The organism is Brevundimonas sp., from assembly GCF_004210735.1.
In the GTDB taxonomy this organism is placed as follows: Bacteria; Pseudomonadota; Alphaproteobacteria; order Caulobacterales; family Caulobacteraceae; genus Brevundimonas.
The window spans coordinates 1-17,113 of sequence record NZ_SDZL01000034.1 but is presented as its reverse complement, the minus strand read 5'-3'; the positions used below and the strand labels follow the sequence as shown (position 1 = coordinate 17,113).

Below are 17,113 nucleotides of genomic sequence, written 5' to 3'. Positions count from 1 at the left end.
CTACCGCCCGCGCGTCAGGGCCCGGTATTCGACCAAACGCTCCTTGTCGCGACGAACCTGGTCGCCGACGGCGTTGTCGACGTCCAGCGAGGCGTAGCGGACCCAGCCGTCGACCCCCAGCTTGTCCTGAACCGCCGCGGCCGGCGTGCGCCAGCGGAAATAGGACAGCCACGTCACCAGCACGCCCAGAACGACCGCCAGCGCCTGCAACGCCCGGAACGCCATCTCGTCCACCGGCGGCGCCTCCAGTGCGAACAGCGCCAGCCAGACGACCAGCACCAGCGGCGTCAGGATCCGCTGCGCCCAGCGCATCCAGTAGCGCTCGCGGCGGATGCGCCACAGCTCCATCTGGACGTATTTCTCCAGGTATTCCATGCGGGCGCCGATCCACATGGTCAGGCGGGTCAGATACATGGCCCGCTGGCCCCAGCCCTTGCCGTCCATCTGGAACTGGGTCTCGGCCTGGTCGGCCATGGCCCGCGACGAGGTGAACAGGTTCTGCAGCTCCCGCGTCCGCTGCACGACCTCGCGCGACAGCTCGTAGGAGTCGTTCTCCAGCTGGAAACGGTACTGGATGAACAGGATCGCCTGCGCGGCCCAGAACAGGCCGACCGTCGCCAGCATGGCTACGACCGCCAGACCGAACCCCATCGGCGGCGAGCCGGTCCAGGTGGCGAACCACGTCGGCCCCAGCGTCGCCAGCAGGGTGAAGGCGGCCATGGCCAGCGCCTGGCTGAACCGCTTGACCGTCACATGCACCACCAGCGCCTTGAACACCCGGCGCCCATAGTCGTGGATGTGCTTGCGCAGGTCCGTGTCGACGGGGAACCGTTCCTCGATCTGGCGGCTGAACAGGACGTGGAAGCGATCAGGTTTCCCCTCGGTCTCCCAGAAGGGGAACAGGTCCAGCGGCTGGTTGAAATATTCGTCGATGTGCGACGACACGGCCGCCACCGACGCCGGGTCATGCGAGAAATACTCGCTGTCCTGAATGGGCCGCAAAATGCCGTCGCCGCTGCGCAGCGGTTGCGCGGCGACGCGCGAGGTCGGCTCGGGCGCGACGCGGTGGGGCGAGTCCTCGGCGCCGGGCGGCGGCGGATTGGGCGCGGCCTGCAGGCGGTGGTCATGACCTTGCCCGCCGTGTCCGCCGTCCAGCGGCGCGTGGTCGTGCGGGGCGGGGGCGTGCTGATGATCGTCGTGCGACATGGCGCTTCGGCGGTCCCTTGGAAACTGCGGCCGGCAGTATGGCAGATCGCGCTGCCAGGCGGACGGCGTTCTCTCATGGCGCGAAGCCACGGTTCAGCTATCGCCGTTAACCGTACCGCCCGGCAAGTGAAGTTTCGGTCAGGAGGAGAAGTGGAGGTCGCCACAATCGTAGCTGACTACCGCCAGCCGCGGTTCAGGGAAGTTGCTGGCCTCCCCAGCCACGATGTCAATCTGCGCAGGCGAGGACTGAAACGCGCAGCGTGCCCCGACAGGCGGAAGGGACTGGCCCATATAGAGGACGTAGTGTCGTGATTTCTGACCGTCGTCGTCGCGTCCCATCACCCAGAACGTCACGAACAGATAGCCCGAAGTGAAGTCGGGCTCTGGCCCGGTGGCTTGGATGGTGACGACGGTTTCGGTGGGTGGGATTGGGCGAACAGATGTCTCGGGAAAGCGCCAGTGCAGCGAGAAGTGCAGGCAGGATCATCACTCATCCCTCAACAAGGCCGGTAAACCGCTGTAGAGCCCGCACCATGACACGTTTTCTGATTGTCGCCATCGGAGGTGCGCTGGGCGCGACGGCCCGCTACGGTCTGGGCCGGCTTTTGCCAACAACGACTGGCTGGCCGTGGGCGACGTTCGCCGCCAACGTCGTCGGCGGCCTGCTGATGGGCCTGCTGGCCGGGTGGCTGGCGCTGCGGGCCGGCGCGCATCAGGAAAGCATCCGCCTGTTCGCCGCCGTCGGCGTGCTGGGTGGATTCACCACTTTCTCGGCCTTTTCACTGGAGACGGCGCTGATGATCGAGCGCCGTCAGTTCGCCATAGCCGGGGGCTATGTCGCCGCCTCGGTGGTCCTGTCGGTCGTCGCCCTGTTCCTGGGACTGATGATCGCCCGCCGCGCATTCGGAGCCGCCTTTTGACCGACACCCCACCCGCCGACGCGCAAAAGCGCGAGGTCCAGACGATCTATGTGGCCGAGGCCGAGGACGGCATCCGGCTGGACCGCTGGTTCCGGCGGCGCTGGCCGCACCTGTCCAACATCCAGGTGCAGAAGATGGCCCGCAGCGGCCAGATCCGCGTCGACGGAGCCCGTATCAAGCCCGAAGGCCGCCTGACCGCCGGCGCCGCCGTGCGCGTGCCGCCGATCCCCGACGACACCTCGCGCCAGGCGGGCGACGTTCACACCCTGTCGGAACAGGACATCCGCTTCGCCAAGTCGCTGGTCCTGTACGAAGACGACATGGTCATCGCCATCAACAAGCCGCACGGCCTGGCCGTCCAGGGCGGGACCAAGACCAGCCGCCACGTTGATCGCCTGCTGGGGGCCTGGGGCGAGGGGATGGAGCGGCCGCGTCTGGTTCACCGTCTGGACCGCGACACCTCGGGCGTGCTGTTGCTGGGCAAGGGGCCCGAGGCGGCCAAGCGGCTGGCCGGCGCCTTCGCCCGGCGTCAGGCCAAGAAGACCTATTGGGCCATCGTCATCGGCAACCCCAAGCCCTCGGCCGGCCAGATCGACATGCCGCTGAAGAAGACCGGCATCAACGATTTCGAGATGATGCGCCCGGCCGAGCGCAAGGATCCGCGCGCCGAACCGGCCGAAACCGCCTTCGCCACCATCAGCCGCGCCTCGCACCGCGCCGCCTGGATGGCGCTGCGCCCCTTCACCGGCCGGACGCACCAACTGCGCGCCCATATGAGCGCCATCGGCCACCCGATCCTGGGCGACCCCAAATACGGCGACGACAAGTCGCGCGAACTGTCCGGCCCGCTGAAGCTGCAACTGCACGCCCGCCGGATCGAACTGGACCACCCCGGCGGCGGCAAGCTGATCGTCGAGGCCCCGCTGAGCCCCGAAATGAAGGCCGGCTTCGCCCACTTCGGCTTCGACGAGCACGAGGGCAACGAGAGCGACCCGTTCGAGGGCGTGAAGAGGATTCGATGAAGCCGGAAGGTTGGGCATGAGACCCCTCGCCGTTTTCGACGTCGACGGGACCCTGGTGGACAGCCGGGCGTCGATCCATCGCGCCTGTATCGACGCCGCCCACGCTCTGGGCCTGCCCGAGCCGGAATACGACCGCGTGCGCCAAATCGTCGGCCTGTCGCTGCATCAGGCGCTGCATGTGCTGGAGCCGACGCTGACGGACGCCGAACTGGCCGACTTCGTCGCTGCCTTTCAGGCCAGTTTCCGCGCCCGCTATGACGCGGGGCACGAGGAGCCGTTGTATCCCGGCGTGATGGACCATCTGCGCCGGTTGAAGCGCGACGGCTGGCGGCTGGCGCTGGCGACCGGCCAGAACCGGCGCGGCGTGGCCCGCAACCTGGCCCGCGCGGAATGGGCCGACCTGTTCATTTCGACCCACTGCGCCGAGGACGGGCCGGGCAAGCCGGACCCCGCCATGCTGCTGGCGGCCATGACCGCCTGTGACGCCACGCCCGCCGCCACCGTCATGATCGGCGACACCAGCCACGATATCCTGATGGCCCTGAACGCAGGCGTTCGACCGCAGGGCGTGGCCTGGGGCTTCCACACGGTGGAAGAGCAGATCGCCTCGGGCGCGCCGCACGTCGCCGTCGATTTTCCCGATCTGGAGGCGGCGCTGGATCGCTTCGCCTCGACCGCTCTTGCCGCCTGAGGCCACGCATGTCGCATATCCCGCCGCTTGATCCCAACGTCGCCGCCGCCAAGGGTTTTCGCGAATCCGAGGAGCGTATCAAGCGGTTCTGGGCGACCGTTGATGTGATGCATGAAGACGACGGCTGGGCCCTGTGTCTGGACGGCCGCACGCCCAAGACCCCGGCGGGCGCGCGTCTGGTGCTGCCGACGCAGGCCGCGGCCCAACTGGTCGCCGACGAATGGGCGGCCCAGGGCGAGCATCTGGACCCCGCCACCATGCCCGCCACCCGCCTCGCCTCGACCGCCATCGACCGGGTCAGCCAGACCCGCGAGCCCGTGGCGGACGAGATCGCCGCCTACGCCGGGTCGGACGTGGTCTGCTACGTCGCCGAACACCCCACCGCCCTGATCCAGCGTCAGGCGCGCGAATGGGGGCCGTGGCGCGACTGGGCCGCGCGCGAACTGGGCGTCGTCCTGCATCCGGTCGAGGGGATCGTGCACCGGGCGCAGCCTGCAGACTCCGTCGCCCGGGTACGTGAACTGGCGCTTATGCTGGACGATTTCGCCCTGACCGGCCTGGCCTCGGCCACGCCCCTGCTGGGCTCGGCCGTGCTGGGGTTGGCTCTGCATCGCGGCGCGATCACCGGCGAGGCGGCCCACGCCGTCTCGCGCCTGGACGAGGTCTTCACCGAGGATCAGTGGGGCGTGGACGAGGAAGCCGCCGCCCGCACCGCCGCCCACGCGGCCGAGGCGACCGCCTTCCAGCGCTGGTTCGAGGCGCTGCGAAGCTGACGCTCCTTTTTCCTCCCACTGTGTGGGGAGGGCGCGCGAAGCGGTGGAGGGGCGACGCCGGTTTCAGACGTCGACACGCCCCCTCCGTCACGGCCGCTGCGCGTCCGCGCCACCTCCCCATTATGGGGGGGAGCAAGTAACTTTCCGACATGGAAAGTTTTCACTTGCCATCGCGGAAAGTGACGCTACTCTTTCCGTATTGGAAAGCGAGAGTTCGTCATGACCCAAGACCCTAGTCCTCAAGAGGCGTTGGCCTCGATCCACGCGGCGCGCAACGGCGTTGCGCCACCGACCGAATACCCCCTCAGCTACGACCTGTTTTATGGCCTCGTCTGCGGCCTGCTGGTCGCGGGGCAGGGGATGCCTCAGCCCTGGTCGTTCATCGTCCTGCCGTTCGCCCTGGGCGGCCTGGCCGGTATGGTCATGTGGTGGCGCAAGAAGTTCGGCTGGTGGGTCAGCGGCTATTCCCCGAAACGCGCACGTTGGGTGGCCATCGGGCTTGCCGCGGTCATGATCGGACTCATGGGCCTGTCGATTTATGGCCGGCATGTCGGCCCGTCGTGGCTCTTTGTCGTCGCCGGCGTCCTGGGTTTCGTCGCCGCCATCGCGGGTAGCCGGCTGTGGCTTCACGTTTGGCGCAGGGAATTGGCGGAGGGCGTCTGATGGCGGCCGCGCCCATGTTCGACCCGGTCATCCATGCTCCCGGCCGGCTGCAGATATGCGCCATCCTGTCGGGTATAGACGACGCGGAGTTCGCCCTGATCCGGGACCGCATAGGAGTCTCCGACTCCGTCCTGTCCAAACACCTCAAGCAGCTTGAGGACATCGGCTATGTGGCGCTGACAAAGGCCCCCTTCGACGGTCGTCAGCGCACCTGGATCCGCCTGACCTCCGCCGGCAAAAAAGCCTTCGCCGCCCATGTCGCTGAACTGAACAGGCTAGCGACATTGACGGGCGTCTGACCCCCGGCCCAGCTCGCATGAAGTTGCATTTTCTGCTATTATACCTCCGTTACGCGAACGCGGAGGCGGAGATGCGCAGATTGCTCAGCGGGGCTGCGGCCCTGGCCCTGGTCGCCGTGTTTTCCAGTTCTGCGGCGGCCCCTCCGACCTTCTCGAGCGAGGCTCTGGACGCCGTCGATCCGGTCCGGGCGGCGCGCGCCATCTGCGCCACGCCTGCGGCGCGGGCCACGCTGGAGGTGCGGCTGCTGGCTGCAGCCGACGTGACAGGGTCTGTGGGCGGGGCCGATGACGTCATCGCCCTGTATCCCGATCTCAGCGCCGCCCGCTTCAAGGTCTCGACCGCGAACGATCAGGCCCAAGCCTATTTCGATCAGGGCCTGATGCTCAGCTACGGCTTCAACCACGCGGGGGCGGTGCGGTCGCTCCGCGAGGCGCAGCGGCTGGATCCTGACTGCGCCATGTGCTGGTGGGGCGAGGCGGTGGCGCTGGGTCCCAACATCAACGCCCCGATGGACGACCGCGACAGGGGCGCCGCGCTCAAGGCGCTGGATCGCGCCATGGTCCTGCGCGAGGGGGCGACGCCGGTCGAGCGCGCCCTGATCGAGGCGGCGGCCAAACGCTACTCCGCCGATCCGGCCGCCGATCGCGCAGCGCTGGACGCCGCCTATGCCGACGCCATGCTGGCCGTCGCCGCCCGCTTCCCCCAGCATGACGAGGTCGCCGTGCTGACGGCCGAGGCGGCGATGGACACCACGCCCTGGAATTACTGGCAGGCCGACCGCCGCACCCCCATCGGTCGGATCGGCGAGGCCGTGCGTCTGATCGAGGGGGTGGTCGCCCGCACGCCCGGCCATCCCCAGGCGGCGCACCTGTATATCCACCTGCTGGAGGCCAGCGACCCCGCCCGGGCCGAGGCGGCGGCCGACCGGCTGGCGGCGTTCGACACACGCGCCGGACATCTGGTCCACATGCCGGCCCACATCTACATGGTGCGCGGCCGCTATGCGGACTCGATCCGCGCCAATGTCGCCGCCGTGCGAGCGGACGAGGACTGGATCAAGGCGTCGAACGATCAGAGCCTGGTCCGCTACGGCTACTATCCGCACAACGTCCATTTCATCGTCGCCTCGGCCCAGATGGCCGGCGACATGTCGACCGCGATCGAGGAGACGACCCGGCTGCAGTCGCTGCTGGATGTCGATACGACGACCCGCATTGCGTGGATTCAGGCGATCTATGCAGCCCCCTATATGACCATGGCCCAGTTCGCCTCGCCCGAGGCCATATTGGCCATGCCTGAGCCTGATCCCCGTCTGGCCTATGCCGGGGCCATGCGCCTGTACGCTCGCGCGGTGGCGCAGGCTCAGCAGGGAGATCGCGCCGCCTTCGACGACACTCTGACGCAGATGCAGACCCTGCGCGCCTCGGACCGGTTCGCCGGCATGATCGCCCAGGGCGTGCCCGCGCCCGACCTGATCGCATTGGCCGAAGAGGTCGCGCACGGCCGTCTGGCCTTCCACGAGCGCCGATACGACGACGCCGTGCGCCACTATCAGGCCGCAGCCGAGATCGAGGCCCGCATCCCCTATATGGAACCGTCCTTCTGGTACTATCCGGTCAGCCAGTCGCTGGGCGCGGCCCTGTTGCGCGCGGGCCGGGAAGAGGACGCCAGTCAGGCCTTCCGCGCGGCTCTGGTCCGGGCGCCCAACAATGGCTGGGCCCTGTACGGTCTGGCCGAAAGCGAGACGGCGCAGGGGCATGCGCTGGAGGCCGCCGCCGCCCGGCGGGCGCTGCAACAGGCGTGGCTGGGCGATCCGGCCTGGCTGAGGCTTGATCGACTCTAGGCCCGGCGCCCGCTCGTCACACGCGCGCCCGCTTGCCTCCGCGCCCGTGGCTCCCTAATCCAGCGGCATAGGGAGTCACGACCATGCAAGACATTCTCGAGAAGCTGGAAGCCCGTCGTCAGGCCGCGCGTCTGGGCGGCGGCGAAAAGCGGATCGCCAGCCAGCACGCCAAGGGCAAGCTGACCGCGCGCGAGCGGATCGAGGTGCTGCTGGACGAAGGCTCCTTCGAAGAGACCGACATGTTCGTGGAGCATCGCAGCCACGAATTCGGCATGGAGACGCAGCGCATCCCCGGCGACGGCGTCGTCACCGGTCGGGGGACCATCGGCGGCCGTCTGGTCTATGTCTTCTCGAAAGACTTCACCGTCTTCGGCGGCAGTCTGTCGGGGGCCCACGCGGCCAAAATCGTCAAGCTGCAGAAGATGGCCCTGACCACCGGCGCGCCGATCATCGGCCTGTTCGACGCCGGCGGCGCGCGGATTCAGGAGGGGGTCGAGAGCCTGGCCGGCTATGCCGACATCTTCCTGCAGAACACCCTGGCCTCGGGCGTCATCCCCCAGATCAGCGTCATCATGGGCCCGTGTGCGGGCGGCGACGTCTATTCGCCCGCCATCACCGACTTCATCTTCATGGTGAAGGACACGTCCTACATGTACGTGACCGGCCCCGACGTGGTGAAGACCGTCACCAACGAGGTCGTCAGCCACGAAGACCTGGGCGGCGCCAGCGTCCATACGAAGAAGTCCGGCGTGTCCGACGGCGCCTTCGACAATGATCTGGAGGCGCTGTGCGAGGTCCGCCGCCTGATCGGCTTCCTGCCGCTGTCGAACCGCGAAAAGCCGCCGGTCCGCGACAGCTATGACGAGCCGGAGCGGGACGAGCCCTCGCTGGACACCTTGGTCCCCGCCAATCCGAACCAGCCCTACGACATGAAGGAGCTGGTGCTGAAGGTCGTGGACGAGGCCGACTTCTTCGAGATCGGCGCGGACTTCGCCAGGAACATCATCTGTGGCTTCGGCCGCCTGGATGGCCAGACCGTCGGCATCGTCGGCAACCAGCCCCAGACCCTGGCCGGCGTGCTGGACATCGACAGCAGCCGCAAGGCCGCCCGCTTCGTCCGATTCTGCGACGCCTTCGACATCCCGCTGGTGACCTTCGTCGACGTGCCGGGCTTCATGCCGGGCACGAAACAGGAATACGGCGCCCTGATCAAACACGGGGCCAAGCTGCTGTTCGCCTATGCCGAGGCGACCGTGCCGAAACTGACCGTCATCACGCGCAAGGCCTATGGCGGCGCCTATGACGTGATGAGCTCCAAACACCTGCGCGGCGACGTCAACTACGCCTGGCCGACGGCCGAGATCGCCGTCATGGGCGCCAAGGGCGCGGTCGAGATCATCTTCCGGAAAGAGGCTGGCGACCCCGACGCCCTGGCCGCCCGCGAAGCCGAATACAAGGACCGCTTCGCCAACCCCTTCGTCGCCGCCGGCCTGGGCTACATCGACGACGTCATCATGCCCCACGGCACCCGCCGCCGCCTGATCAAGGCGCTACGCACCCTGAAGAACAAGGTGCAGGAGAACCCGTGGAAGAAGCACGATAATATTCCGCTGTAAGGAGGCGTCCTTGACTAAGGATTGGGCCAAATTCTGGCTTGCCGTAGCGATCATGATGCTCGCTGGTGCCATTTCTGCAAACTCTATATTGGCTTCGCCCTTGGAAATTGGTGCGCTGGCGCAGTGGGCATCTGCGATAGCAACCGTATCTGCAGTAATTGTTGCCCTAAGAAACACTCATTATACAATAGTTAGGTCGGAAGAGAAAGAGGAAAATAATAAGAAGCGCAAGGAAGAGGCATATACTGCGTCGGTCATAGTTCTTTCCGATCAAGTTCATCAATCTTTACGGATGATGAATACATATATGGGGTCGGATAAGCGAAGCCCGTCTATTATTAAAAGATTATCTGCCGTATATGGATTTGTTGCCCTAATTGATAGAATGGATCGGATCCCAATACATGAGTGTCATAACGTCATCCTAATTGAGGTTTTGGCTTCTATGCGCATGGCCGCGCACAATGCCCAATTCGAAATTGATGAGGCGGTTGAAGGCGGCGTGGAAACTGCTGTTCCTGTCGACAATGAAATTGAACTTCTAGCTAGTGCGAGAGATTCTTTAAGGGAGGCTTTTCCCGCGCTATTCGCCCAAATCTCGGTCGAAGAATGAATCCTCTGCGCCCGTAACCGTCTGCGGTCGCCCACGGCCGAGCAGGTGTTCGCGGCTTGGCCCGGCGTAGAGACGGCGTCCGCCGGGCTGAATCCTGACGCGGACGAGGTGGTCGGCGCCGATCTGGTCGACTGGGCGGACCTGATCTTCGTGATGGAGAAGGCGCATCGCGCCAGGCTGCAGAAACGCTTTCGCGCCCGGCTGAAATCCACGCGCGTCGTATGCCTGGACATCCCCGACGACTACGCCTTCATGGACCCGGTGCTGATCCAGCTTCTGCACGCCCGCGTCACGCCCCACCTGCGGCGGTGAGCGCTCCTGCTCCTCCCCATTTATGGGGAGGGGGACCGCGAAGCGGTGGAGGGGGCGGCTCAGGTTCCGGACGTCGAGATGCCCCCTCCGTCACGGCCGCTGCGCGTCCGCGCCACCTCCCCATGGCATGGGGAGGAGCGGGTTGCGCCGATTCTCCACCTGGCTTTCCATTGCAAGGGACGGAGTGAGATGCATCACTGGGGGGGATGGCTGACGGGCGGAGCTATGAGCGCGCGCGGGTGATGCGGCGGGCGTTGACGCCGCCGGAGGCGACGCTGTGGGCGCAGCTGAAAGGGAAGGGGCTGGAGGGTTTCCGGTTTCGTCGTCAGCACCCTGTCGGGCCCTATGTGCTGGACTTCTATTGCGCAGCCGCGCGGCTGGCGGTCGAGGTCGACGGCCTGATCCACGGGAATCCCGACCAGGCGCGCCACGACGCATACCGCGACGGCTGGCTGAGGCGGCAGGGGATCAGCGTCCTGCGGATCCCGGCGACCGAGGTGCGGCATCAGCTGGAGGGTGTGATGGCGCTTCTGCTCCACACCCTGAGGGCGAGGGGCGAGGGGCGAAGGGGCCTGACGCCACCCGTTTGGTCACGGCCGCTGCACGCCCATCCCATGCGCCTGTCGGCGACCTCACATCGCGTGGCGGAAAAGCGCCATCATTTCAAAGCGTGACCCCAAATCGACCTCACGCTGGTTCAGGCTGTGCGATCATGCCTGACCGCCTTCTCCCGGCGGCGCCTCACCGATTTCAGACTTATCAGACCCTCTTTTGCCCAGTCCGACCGGCCCGGTTTCAGACCTTTCAGACTATTCAGACCCTGTTTTTTGCCCCGAGGGTCTAAGATCGCCGGCGCCTGCGACGACCCTTTCATTGTTTCGCGGGGGCGAGACGCCTATCCTGAGGTCATGAGTACGCGCTGGACCCCCGAGAGCTGGAGAAACAAGCCTGTCGTGCAGATGCCGACGGACTATCCCGACGCGCGCGCCCTGACCGCCGTCGAGGACGAGCTGCGCGCCATGCCTCCGCTGGTGTTCGCGGGCGAGGCGCGGCGCCTGACCGACCGGCTGGCCCAGGTCGAGGCGGGGAACGCCTTCCTGCTTCAGGGCGGCGACTGCGCCGAGAGCTTCAAGGAATTCTCGACCGACAATATCCGCGACACCTTCCGGCTGATCCTGCAGATGGCGGTGGTCCTGACCTTCGCGGGCCGCAAGCCTGTGGTGAAGGTCGGCCGCATCGCCGGCCAGTTCGCCAAGCCGCGCTCGTCCGGGATCGAGACCATCGGCGACGTGACCCTGCCCAGCTATCGCGGCGACATCATCAACGGGATGAATTTCACGCCCGAGGATCGCGTGCCCGATCCCCGACGGCTGCTGCGGGCCTATAACCAGTCGGCCTCGACGCTGAACCTGCTGCGGGCCTTCGCGGGCGGCGGGTATGCCGACCTGTACAACATCCACCGCTGGACCCAGGGCTTCGCCGACAACGGCGCCGGGGCCCAGTACCGCGAACTGGCCGACAAGATCGCCGAGGCCCTGGCCTTCATGGAGGCGGTCGGCGTCACGCCCGAAACCCATCCGGACCTGAGCCGGGTCGAGGTCTTCACCAGCCATGAAGCCCTGCTGTTGAACGTCGAAAGCGCCCTGACGCGGCTGGACGGCGCCTCGGGCGAATGGTTCGACACCAGCGCCCACATGCTGTGGATCGGCGAGCGCACGCGCCAGCTGGACGGCGCCCACGTCGAGTTCATGCGGGGCATCAGGAACCCCATCGGGGTCAAGTGCGGCCCGACGATGGAGGCGGATGACCTGCTGCCGCTGATCGACGCGCTGAACCCGGACAATACGCCCGGGCGCCTGACCCTGATCGGCCGCTTCGGTCACGACAAGGTCGGCGAGCGCCTGCCGCGCCTGATGGCGGCGGTGAAGGCGGCGGGCAAGCGCGTTATCTGGTCCATCGACCCGATGCACGGCAATACGCTTAAGGCCGCCAACGGCTACAAGACGCGGCCGTTCGACCGCATCCTGGGCGAGGTCCGCACCTTCATCGATGTGGCCGAGGCCGAGGGCGTCCACCCCGGCGGCGTGCATCTGGAGATGACCGGCCAGAACGTGACCGAATGTCTGGGCGGAGCCCAGGCGGTGACCGAGGACGACCTGTCCAGCCGCTATCACACCCACTGCGACCCGCGCCTGAACGGCGATCAGGCGCTGGAGCTGGCCTTCCTGGTCGCCGAGCGGCTGAAGTCCGGCCGTCAGTCGCGGTCCGCCGCGGCCTGAACGGGATGGCGCAGGATGGCATCGGCAGCGCGGACGGGAACATGAAGCCCGGTCGCGTAGCCTATCAGGGCGCGCCCGGCGCCTTTAGCCACGAGGCCTGCATGGCGCTGCGTCCCTGGGACACGGCGGTGCCGTTCGAGACGTTTGATGCGGCTATTGCGGCGGTGACGGCGGGTGACTGCGACTGCGCGCTGATCCCGGTCGAGAACTCGACCATCGGCGTGGTCGAGCCAGCGGCCAGCCTGCTGGCCGCCTCAAGCCTGCATCAGGTAGCCGAGGTCTGGCGGCCGATCCGTCTGGCCCTGATGGGGCAGTCTGACGCGCGTCTGGCTGACGTGCGCACGGCCGAAAGCCACCCGGTCGCCCTGCGTCAGTGCGCCGGTTCTCTGGCCGAGATGCGGCTGACGGCGGTCGAGGTGTTCGACACCGCCGGGGCCGCGCGCGATGTGGCCGCGTCCGGCGATTTCAGCCGCGCGGCGGTGGCGCCGGTCGGCGCGGCGGAAGTCTATGGCCTGTCGATCCTGAGACGCGATCTTCAGGATAACGCCGATAACCGCACGCGCTTTGTGCTGGTATGCGCCGATCCGGCTTGACGGCGCACGATATTTGCGCGCTTAACAGGGTATGGCACTTTCGCGCGCCCAGTTTGCGACCACCTTTGACCGCTCGCGCGCGGCTGCCTGCTCGTATTTTGGCTACGGCTATTACGGCTTTCGATACGCCGGCTGAGGCGTCGGGCTCTCTTCGCTCCTGACAGTCTGGCCGGCGACCGCTCCTGAAGGGGCGGCGGCGCTCTCCCGCATTCCGTCATCGAAATCCGAAAGTCTCCTTCCGTGCCCCAAGCGACCATCCAGAAAATCCGGCCCGCCGAAACCCCCGCCGCCCTGACGGCCGAACAGATGGCGCTGGCCGCCCTGCGCCATGAGATCGACCAGCTGGACGACCAGCTGCTGGACCTGTTCCAGCGCCGCCTGGCCATCGCCGCCCGCGTGGGCAAGGCCAAGGACGCCCCGACCGGCCCGCACACCAAGCTGCGACCTGACCGCGAACAGACCGTGCTGCGCCGGATGCTGGCCCAGGCGAACCCTGACAACGCCGAAGCGGTCGAGCATCTGTGGCGCGAGATCGTCGGCTGGGGCCTGGCCCGTCAGGGCCGGCTGAAGGTTCAGGTCTGGGCCCCGATCGAGCCGACCCGCGCCTTTGACGGGGCCCGCCACCGCTTCGGGGCCGCCGCCGACATCCGCATGGTCCGCGACCCGCAGGCCGCCCTGGCCTTTGCGGCAGAAGGGCAGGGGGTGGCCGTGCTGGCGGTCAACACCGAGGATCCGTGGTGGACGGGCCTGCGCCGCGACTGGTCGATGCTGTCCGTGTTCGACGGCTTCGGCGGCGACACCCCGACCGCCTTCGCCGTGGGCAAGATCGATCCCGCCGCCCTGCCGACCGGCCGCCGCGTGGTGGTGACGGTCGGCGGCGATGCGGGTGATGGCTCGGGCGCGCGCCGCTGGGGCCTGAACACCCACCACGGCTGGACCCTGGCCCTGACAGACGCAGACGTCGAACCGGGGGAAGCCGAGGGCTGCGTCGGCGCGATCGGCTAGGGCTGGATCGCCATGTTGTCGATCAGGCGGGTCGTGCCCAGCTTCACCGCCGCCAGGATGCGGGCCGGGGCGTCAATCGCCCCGCCTGTGAAGGCGGCCAGATCCTCGGCCCGGCGGATGGCGACGTAGTCGATGCTGTCGAAGCCGACGTCCAGCAGCGTCTGGCTGGCCCAGGCCTCGGCCGCCTCTACCCCGTCGCCGGCCCGCGTTCCCGCCTCGGCCAGCACACCGTTCAGCCGTCGCGCCACCCCCAGCTCCGCTTCGGACAGGTAGGCGTTGCGGGATGACAGGGCCAGGCCCCAGCCGTCGCGTTCTGTGGGGCTGCCGACGATCTGAACCGGGATATCCAGGTCGCGGACGAAGCGGCGGATGACCATCAGCTGCTGGTAGTCCTTCTCGCCAAAGGCGGCGACGTCAGGCTGGACCTGGTTCAGCAGTTTGGTGACCACCAGGGCGACCCCGCCGAACATCCGGGGTCGGAACTCACTCTCAAGCCCTAACGCAGGGCCGGCGACCGCGACGCTGGTGGCGAAACCGTCGGGATACATGTCGGCGGGTGAGGGGGCGAACATCAGGTGCGCCCCGGTTTCGGCCAGCAGGCGGGCGTCCTGTTCCTGCTGGCGCGGATAGGCGCCCAGGTCTTCATGCGCGGCGAACTGGGTCGGGTTGACGAAGTTGGACACCACCACGCGGTCGGCCCGGCGCAGCGCCTCGCGCACCAGCGTCAGGTGACCTTCGTGCAGGGCGCCCATGGTCGGAACCAGGGCGATCCGGAAACCGGCGCTCCGCCATTCGTGAACCGTCGTTCGCAACGAATTCACGTTTCGCGCGATTTGCAAGTCCGAGGAATGGATCATCAGCAGTGATTAACCTTGCTGCTTAAGGCTGTTCTTCAACGAGGCCTCAAAGCCTCACCAGTAAGGTGCGCGTTATGACCCCAGTGTCTTGCATCGGTAAAGGCCTTGTCCTGCTCGCCCTGTCGGCGCTCGCCGCCTGTGGGACCAGCGAATCCGAAGGTCGGCGTTTCGAGGGCCTGGCCAACCACGTTTCCGCCATCGATATCCCCCTGGACGGCAAATCCTCACCCCCACGCGCCCGTACGGCGCAGGAGGCGGGACTGCGCGGCGCTGCTGCGCCGCTGCGTGTCGAGGTGATGACCCCCTATCAGCTGTGGGATGCGCGCGATGGCGTGCTGCCGTCCGCGCCCGCCGAGGATGAGGGTCTGGCCCCGCGTCTGGTTCGCGCCGCCGCGCCGGCGGTGGCCCAGGCCGCCGTAGAATCGGTCAAGACTCGCGCGGCCCAGGCGCTGCGCCCGGCCTTCCCGCAAAGCCGCACCACGATCCAGCTGGGCGCCTATTCCAGCGCAGAATCCGCCCGTGCGGCCTGGAGCCGCCTGCAAAGAGGCGAAGGCGGCAAGCTGCTGGCCAACATGACCCCCGTCTATGAGACGGTCGAGGTGGGCGGGCGCAGCCTGACCCGGCTCAAGGTTCCGGCTGATCGCGCTACGGCCGTCGCCATCTGCGACGCGGCCAAGGTCAATGATCCGTGGTGCGCCCGCTCCGCGGCCTAGGCGTCGCCGGATCACAGAACGCCGTCCACAGGCGTGACTTAAGCGCTCGTTGACGTTTGGGCGGCTGACGCCGATTCTGATCCCCTAGCGTCCGGCTCGTCAGTCTGAGTCGGGGAGATCAGGATTTTCCATGGCCCAGCCTCAGGTCATCGTCATCGGCAATGAGAAGGGCGGGGCGGGCAAGTCCACCTTGGCCATCCATATCGTCACCGGCTTGCTGCACGCGGGGCGGCGTGTGGGCATCATCGACCTGGATCTGCGCCAGCGCTCGATGGAGCGGTTCTTCTCGAACCGCGTCGCATGGACGGCCGCCAACGGCCACGTCCTGCCGCAGCCGGTCATTCCGGACATGGGCGACGGCAAGGCGCTGGCCAAGGCGGACGAGGCCGAGCAACTGGCGCGCTTCGAGACCGCAATGGCCCAGGCTCAGGATGTGGATGTCATCCTGATCGACACACCCGGCGGCGACACCAGCCTGTCGCGCGCGGCGCATGGGCTGGCGGACCAGATCGTCACGCCGATGAACGACAGCTTCGTCGATTTCGACCTGCTGGGTCAGGTGGATCCGGTCACGCTGGAGCTGCAGAAGCCGTCTATCTATTCCGAAAGCGTCTGGGAGGCGCGCAAGCATCGCGCGATCACACTGGGCCGTCAGGCGACCATCGACTGGATCGTTGTCACCAACCGTCTGGCCGTGGCCGAGGCCCGCAACCGTCGCCGTTTGGAAGAGCGGATGCAGAAACTGGCCAAGCGGGTCGGTTTCCGCGTCGGACCGGGTTTGCGCGACCGGGTCATTTATCGCGAGCTGTTCCCGTTCGGCCTGACGGTCGCTGACCTGTCGAATGACATCAGGCCCGTCGCCGTCTCGCTGGCCCATGTCGCGGCGCGGCAGGAGATGCGAAATCTGATGCAGGCGCTGGGCCTGGACGACGCCAGTCTGGCCCCGCTGGACGCCGCCGCCTAGTGGGGCTGATCTGGCTGGCCCTGGCCGCCGTGGGCGTCTGGGCGCTGGTGCGGCTGGGACGTCAGACCGAAGCGGCCCGGCGAGGGTATTGGCGCATATCCGCGACGTTGCTGAGTGCGGTGCTGTTGGCCGGGGGCGCGCTGGCCGCCTTCAAGGGCGTGTGGATTACGGCCATTGGCCTGGCCGGCGCCGGCCTGTGGCTGGCCGTCGCCTCGCGTCAGCGTCAGGTGGTTCGCCGCGATGAGGGGCTAAGCCTCGCCGAAGCCCGGTCCATTCTCGGGGTCGGCTCTGATGCCGGCGAGGCCGAGATTCAGTCGGCGTGGCGCCGGGCGGCCGCACGGGTTCATCCCGACCAGGGCGGCACCCAGGGCCTGGCCGCGCGGGTCAACGCGGCGCGGGATCGTCTGCTGAAACGCTAGAAGGCCTCAATCCGGGCGCACGACCATGCAGGTTACGCGCCGTTCCGACAGGGCCTCGCAGGCCGTCTTGGCCGCAGTCTCGGTCAGGCCGGTGAAGCGCGAACGATACCATTCACCTGCAGTCTGGACGTTGCGTTCGGCGCCCGTGAACTGGGTCCGGAAGCGACGATTGACCTCGCTCAGCCAGTCGCGCGCGGTCTTTTCATCCTTGAAGGCGCCGACCTGAACGGCCCAGCGTCCGGCCGGTGTGCGCGGGCGGGCAGGCGTGGCGGCGGGGCGCGAGGGGGTGCTGCGGGGGGCTGCGCCCGCCGAGCCACCATTTAG

At 67.4% G+C, this 17,113-nt stretch carries 20 protein-coding genes; 17 read left to right on the top strand and 3 right to left on the bottom strand.

What is annotated here, in order from left to right; genetic code table 11:
* A complete protein-coding gene (locus tag EON91_RS09180) occupies positions 1–1,206 on the bottom strand; it encodes a hypothetical protein (RefSeq protein ID WP_292093723.1) in 1,206 nt (401 codons plus the stop codon).
* A gap of 533 nt (positions 1,207–1,739) precedes the next feature.
* Between EON91_RS09180 and crcB the strand changes: the two genes are divergently transcribed.
* From crcB to EON91_RS09110, 14 genes are all read left to right on the top strand, one after another.
* Complete coding sequence (gene crcB, locus EON91_RS09175; RefSeq protein ID WP_292093722.1) at positions 1,740–2,126, top strand: fluoride efflux transporter CrcB; 387 nt, start codon at positions 1,740–1,742, stop codon at positions 2,124–2,126.
* Complete coding sequence (locus EON91_RS09170) at positions 2,123–3,148, top strand: RluA family pseudouridine synthase (protein ID WP_292093720.1); 1,026 nt, start codon at positions 2,123–2,125, stop codon at positions 3,146–3,148. The genes crcB and EON91_RS09170 overlap by 4 nt, the downstream gene beginning before the upstream one ends.
* A gap of 16 nt (positions 3,149–3,164) precedes the next feature.
* Positions 3,165–3,839 carry an HAD-IA family hydrolase gene (locus EON91_RS09165; RefSeq protein ID WP_292093718.1) on the top strand — a complete coding sequence of 225 codons (675 nt, stop codon included), beginning with the start codon at positions 3,165–3,167 and terminating at the stop codon, positions 3,837–3,839.
* A gap of 8 nt (positions 3,840–3,847) precedes the next feature.
* Complete coding sequence (locus tag EON91_RS09160; RefSeq protein ID WP_292093716.1) at positions 3,848–4,612, top strand: ATP12 family protein; 765 nt, start codon at positions 3,848–3,850, stop codon at positions 4,610–4,612.
* A gap of 249 nt (positions 4,613–4,861) precedes the next feature.
* Positions 4,862–5,275: a hypothetical protein gene (locus EON91_RS09155; RefSeq protein ID WP_292093714.1), complete on the top strand. Its 414-nt coding sequence runs from the start codon at positions 4,862–4,864 to the stop codon at positions 5,273–5,275.
* On the top strand, positions 5,275–5,574 hold the full coding sequence (locus EON91_RS09150) for a transcriptional regulator (protein WP_292093711.1): 300 nt from the start codon (positions 5,275–5,277) through the stop codon (positions 5,572–5,574). Before EON91_RS09155 ends, EON91_RS09150 begins: the two co-directional genes overlap by 1 nt.
* A 71-nt stretch (positions 5,575–5,645) precedes the next feature.
* Positions 5,646–7,418, top strand: a complete 1,773-nt coding sequence (locus EON91_RS09145) for a hypothetical protein (protein ID WP_292093709.1) — start codon at positions 5,646–5,648, stop codon at positions 7,416–7,418.
* Positions 7,419–7,501: 83 nt separating this feature from the next.
* Entirely contained in the window at positions 7,502–9,034 is a 1,533-nt protein-coding gene (locus EON91_RS09140; RefSeq protein WP_292093708.1) for an acyl-CoA carboxylase subunit beta, read from the top strand.
* A 10-nt stretch (positions 9,035–9,044) separates the two neighbouring features.
* Complete coding sequence (locus tag EON91_RS09135; protein WP_292093706.1) at positions 9,045–9,647, top strand: hypothetical protein; 603 nt, start codon at positions 9,045–9,047, stop codon at positions 9,645–9,647.
* Between the two features lie 45 nt (positions 9,648–9,692).
* On the top strand, positions 9,693–9,959 hold the full coding sequence (locus EON91_RS09130; RefSeq protein WP_292093703.1) for a phosphotyrosine protein phosphatase: 267 nt from the start codon (positions 9,693–9,695) through the stop codon (positions 9,957–9,959).
* A 206-nt stretch (positions 9,960–10,165) separates the two neighbouring features.
* The gene (locus EON91_RS09125) at positions 10,166–10,633 is read left to right on the top strand and encodes an endonuclease domain-containing protein (protein WP_292093701.1); all 468 of its coding nucleotides are present in this window, start codon (positions 10,166–10,168) and stop codon (positions 10,631–10,633) included.
* Between the two features lie 234 nt (positions 10,634–10,867).
* Positions 10,868–12,238 carry a class II 3-deoxy-7-phosphoheptulonate synthase gene (locus EON91_RS09120; protein WP_292093698.1) on the top strand — a complete coding sequence of 457 codons (1,371 nt, stop codon included), beginning with the start codon at positions 10,868–10,870 and terminating at the stop codon, positions 12,236–12,238.
* A gap of 41 nt (positions 12,239–12,279) precedes the next feature.
* The gene (locus EON91_RS09115) at positions 12,280–12,831 is read left to right on the top strand and encodes a prephenate dehydratase domain-containing protein (protein WP_292093696.1); all 552 of its coding nucleotides are present in this window, start codon (positions 12,280–12,282) and stop codon (positions 12,829–12,831) included.
* A gap of 240 nt (positions 12,832–13,071) precedes the next feature.
* Positions 13,072–13,836 carry a chorismate mutase gene (locus tag EON91_RS09110; protein ID WP_292093694.1) on the top strand — a complete coding sequence of 255 codons (765 nt, stop codon included), beginning with the start codon at positions 13,072–13,074 and terminating at the stop codon, positions 13,834–13,836.
* Here the strand turns inward: EON91_RS09110 and panC are convergent.
* Positions 13,833–14,693 carry a pantoate--beta-alanine ligase gene (gene panC / locus EON91_RS09105; RefSeq protein WP_292093691.1) on the bottom strand — a complete coding sequence of 287 codons (861 nt, stop codon included), beginning with the start codon at positions 14,691–14,693 and terminating at the stop codon, positions 13,833–13,835. The genes EON91_RS09110 and panC overlap by 4 nt on opposite strands.
* Before the next feature lie 74 nt (positions 14,694–14,767).
* Here panC and EON91_RS09100 point away from each other — a divergent pair, with 74 nt between their 5' ends.
* The 3 genes from EON91_RS09100 (at position 14,768) to EON91_RS09090 (ending at position 16,789) form a co-directional block, all read left to right on the top strand.
* Positions 14,768–15,406 (top strand): SPOR domain-containing protein, encoded by a 639-nt coding sequence (locus EON91_RS09100; protein WP_292093688.1) that lies wholly within the window; start codon positions 14,768–14,770, stop codon positions 15,404–15,406.
* 130 nt (positions 15,407–15,536) lie between these two features.
* Positions 15,537–16,370: a division plane positioning ATPase MipZ gene (locus EON91_RS09095; protein ID WP_292093687.1), complete on the top strand. Its 834-nt coding sequence runs from the start codon at positions 15,537–15,539 to the stop codon at positions 16,368–16,370.
* Complete coding sequence (locus EON91_RS09090) at positions 16,370–16,789, top strand: molecular chaperone DnaJ (RefSeq protein WP_292093686.1); 420 nt, start codon at positions 16,370–16,372, stop codon at positions 16,787–16,789. Before EON91_RS09095 ends, EON91_RS09090 begins: the two co-directional genes overlap by 1 nt.
* 6 nt (positions 16,790–16,795) lie before the next feature.
* On the opposite strand, the gene EON91_RS09085 is transcribed toward EON91_RS09090, so the two are convergent.
* A partial coding sequence (locus EON91_RS09085; protein WP_292093684.1) for an SPOR domain-containing protein occupies positions 16,796–17,113 on the bottom strand: 318 nt, incomplete at its 5' end.

Excerpts from the sequence above, each read along its gene's own strand:
- EON91_RS09180 (WP_292093723.1), bottom strand. The coding sequence starts at position 1,206 with ATGTCGCACGACGATCATCAGCACGCCCCCGCCCCGCACGACCACGCG.
- crcB (WP_292093722.1), top strand. The coding sequence starts at position 1,740 with ATGACACGTTTTCTGATTGTCGCCATCGGAGGTGCGCTGGGCGCGACG.
- EON91_RS09165 (WP_292093718.1), top strand. The coding sequence starts at position 3,165 with ATGAGACCCCTCGCCGTTTTCGACGTCGACGGGACCCTGGTGGACAGC.
- EON91_RS09160 (WP_292093716.1), top strand. The coding sequence starts at position 3,848 with ATGTCGCATATCCCGCCGCTTGATCCCAACGTCGCCGCCGCCAAGGGT.
- EON91_RS09150 (WP_292093711.1), top strand. The coding sequence starts at position 5,275 with ATGGCGGCCGCGCCCATGTTCGACCCGGTCATCCATGCTCCCGGCCGG.
- EON91_RS09145 (WP_292093709.1), top strand. The coding sequence starts at position 5,646 with ATGCGCAGATTGCTCAGCGGGGCTGCGGCCCTGGCCCTGGTCGCCGTG.
- EON91_RS09140 (WP_292093708.1), top strand. The coding sequence starts at position 7,502 with ATGCAAGACATTCTCGAGAAGCTGGAAGCCCGTCGTCAGGCCGCGCGT.
- EON91_RS09125 (WP_292093701.1), top strand. The coding sequence starts at position 10,166 with ATGGCTGACGGGCGGAGCTATGAGCGCGCGCGGGTGATGCGGCGGGCG.
- EON91_RS09120 (WP_292093698.1), top strand. The coding sequence starts at position 10,868 with ATGAGTACGCGCTGGACCCCCGAGAGCTGGAGAAACAAGCCTGTCGTG.
- EON91_RS09115 (WP_292093696.1), top strand. The coding sequence starts at position 12,280 with ATGAAGCCCGGTCGCGTAGCCTATCAGGGCGCGCCCGGCGCCTTTAGC.
- panC (WP_292093691.1), bottom strand. The coding sequence starts at position 14,693 with ATGATCCATTCCTCGGACTTGCAAATCGCGCGAAACGTGAATTCGTTG.
- EON91_RS09100 (WP_292093688.1), top strand. The coding sequence starts at position 14,768 with ATGACCCCAGTGTCTTGCATCGGTAAAGGCCTTGTCCTGCTCGCCCTG.
- EON91_RS09095 (WP_292093687.1), top strand. The coding sequence starts at position 15,537 with ATGGCCCAGCCTCAGGTCATCGTCATCGGCAATGAGAAGGGCGGGGCG.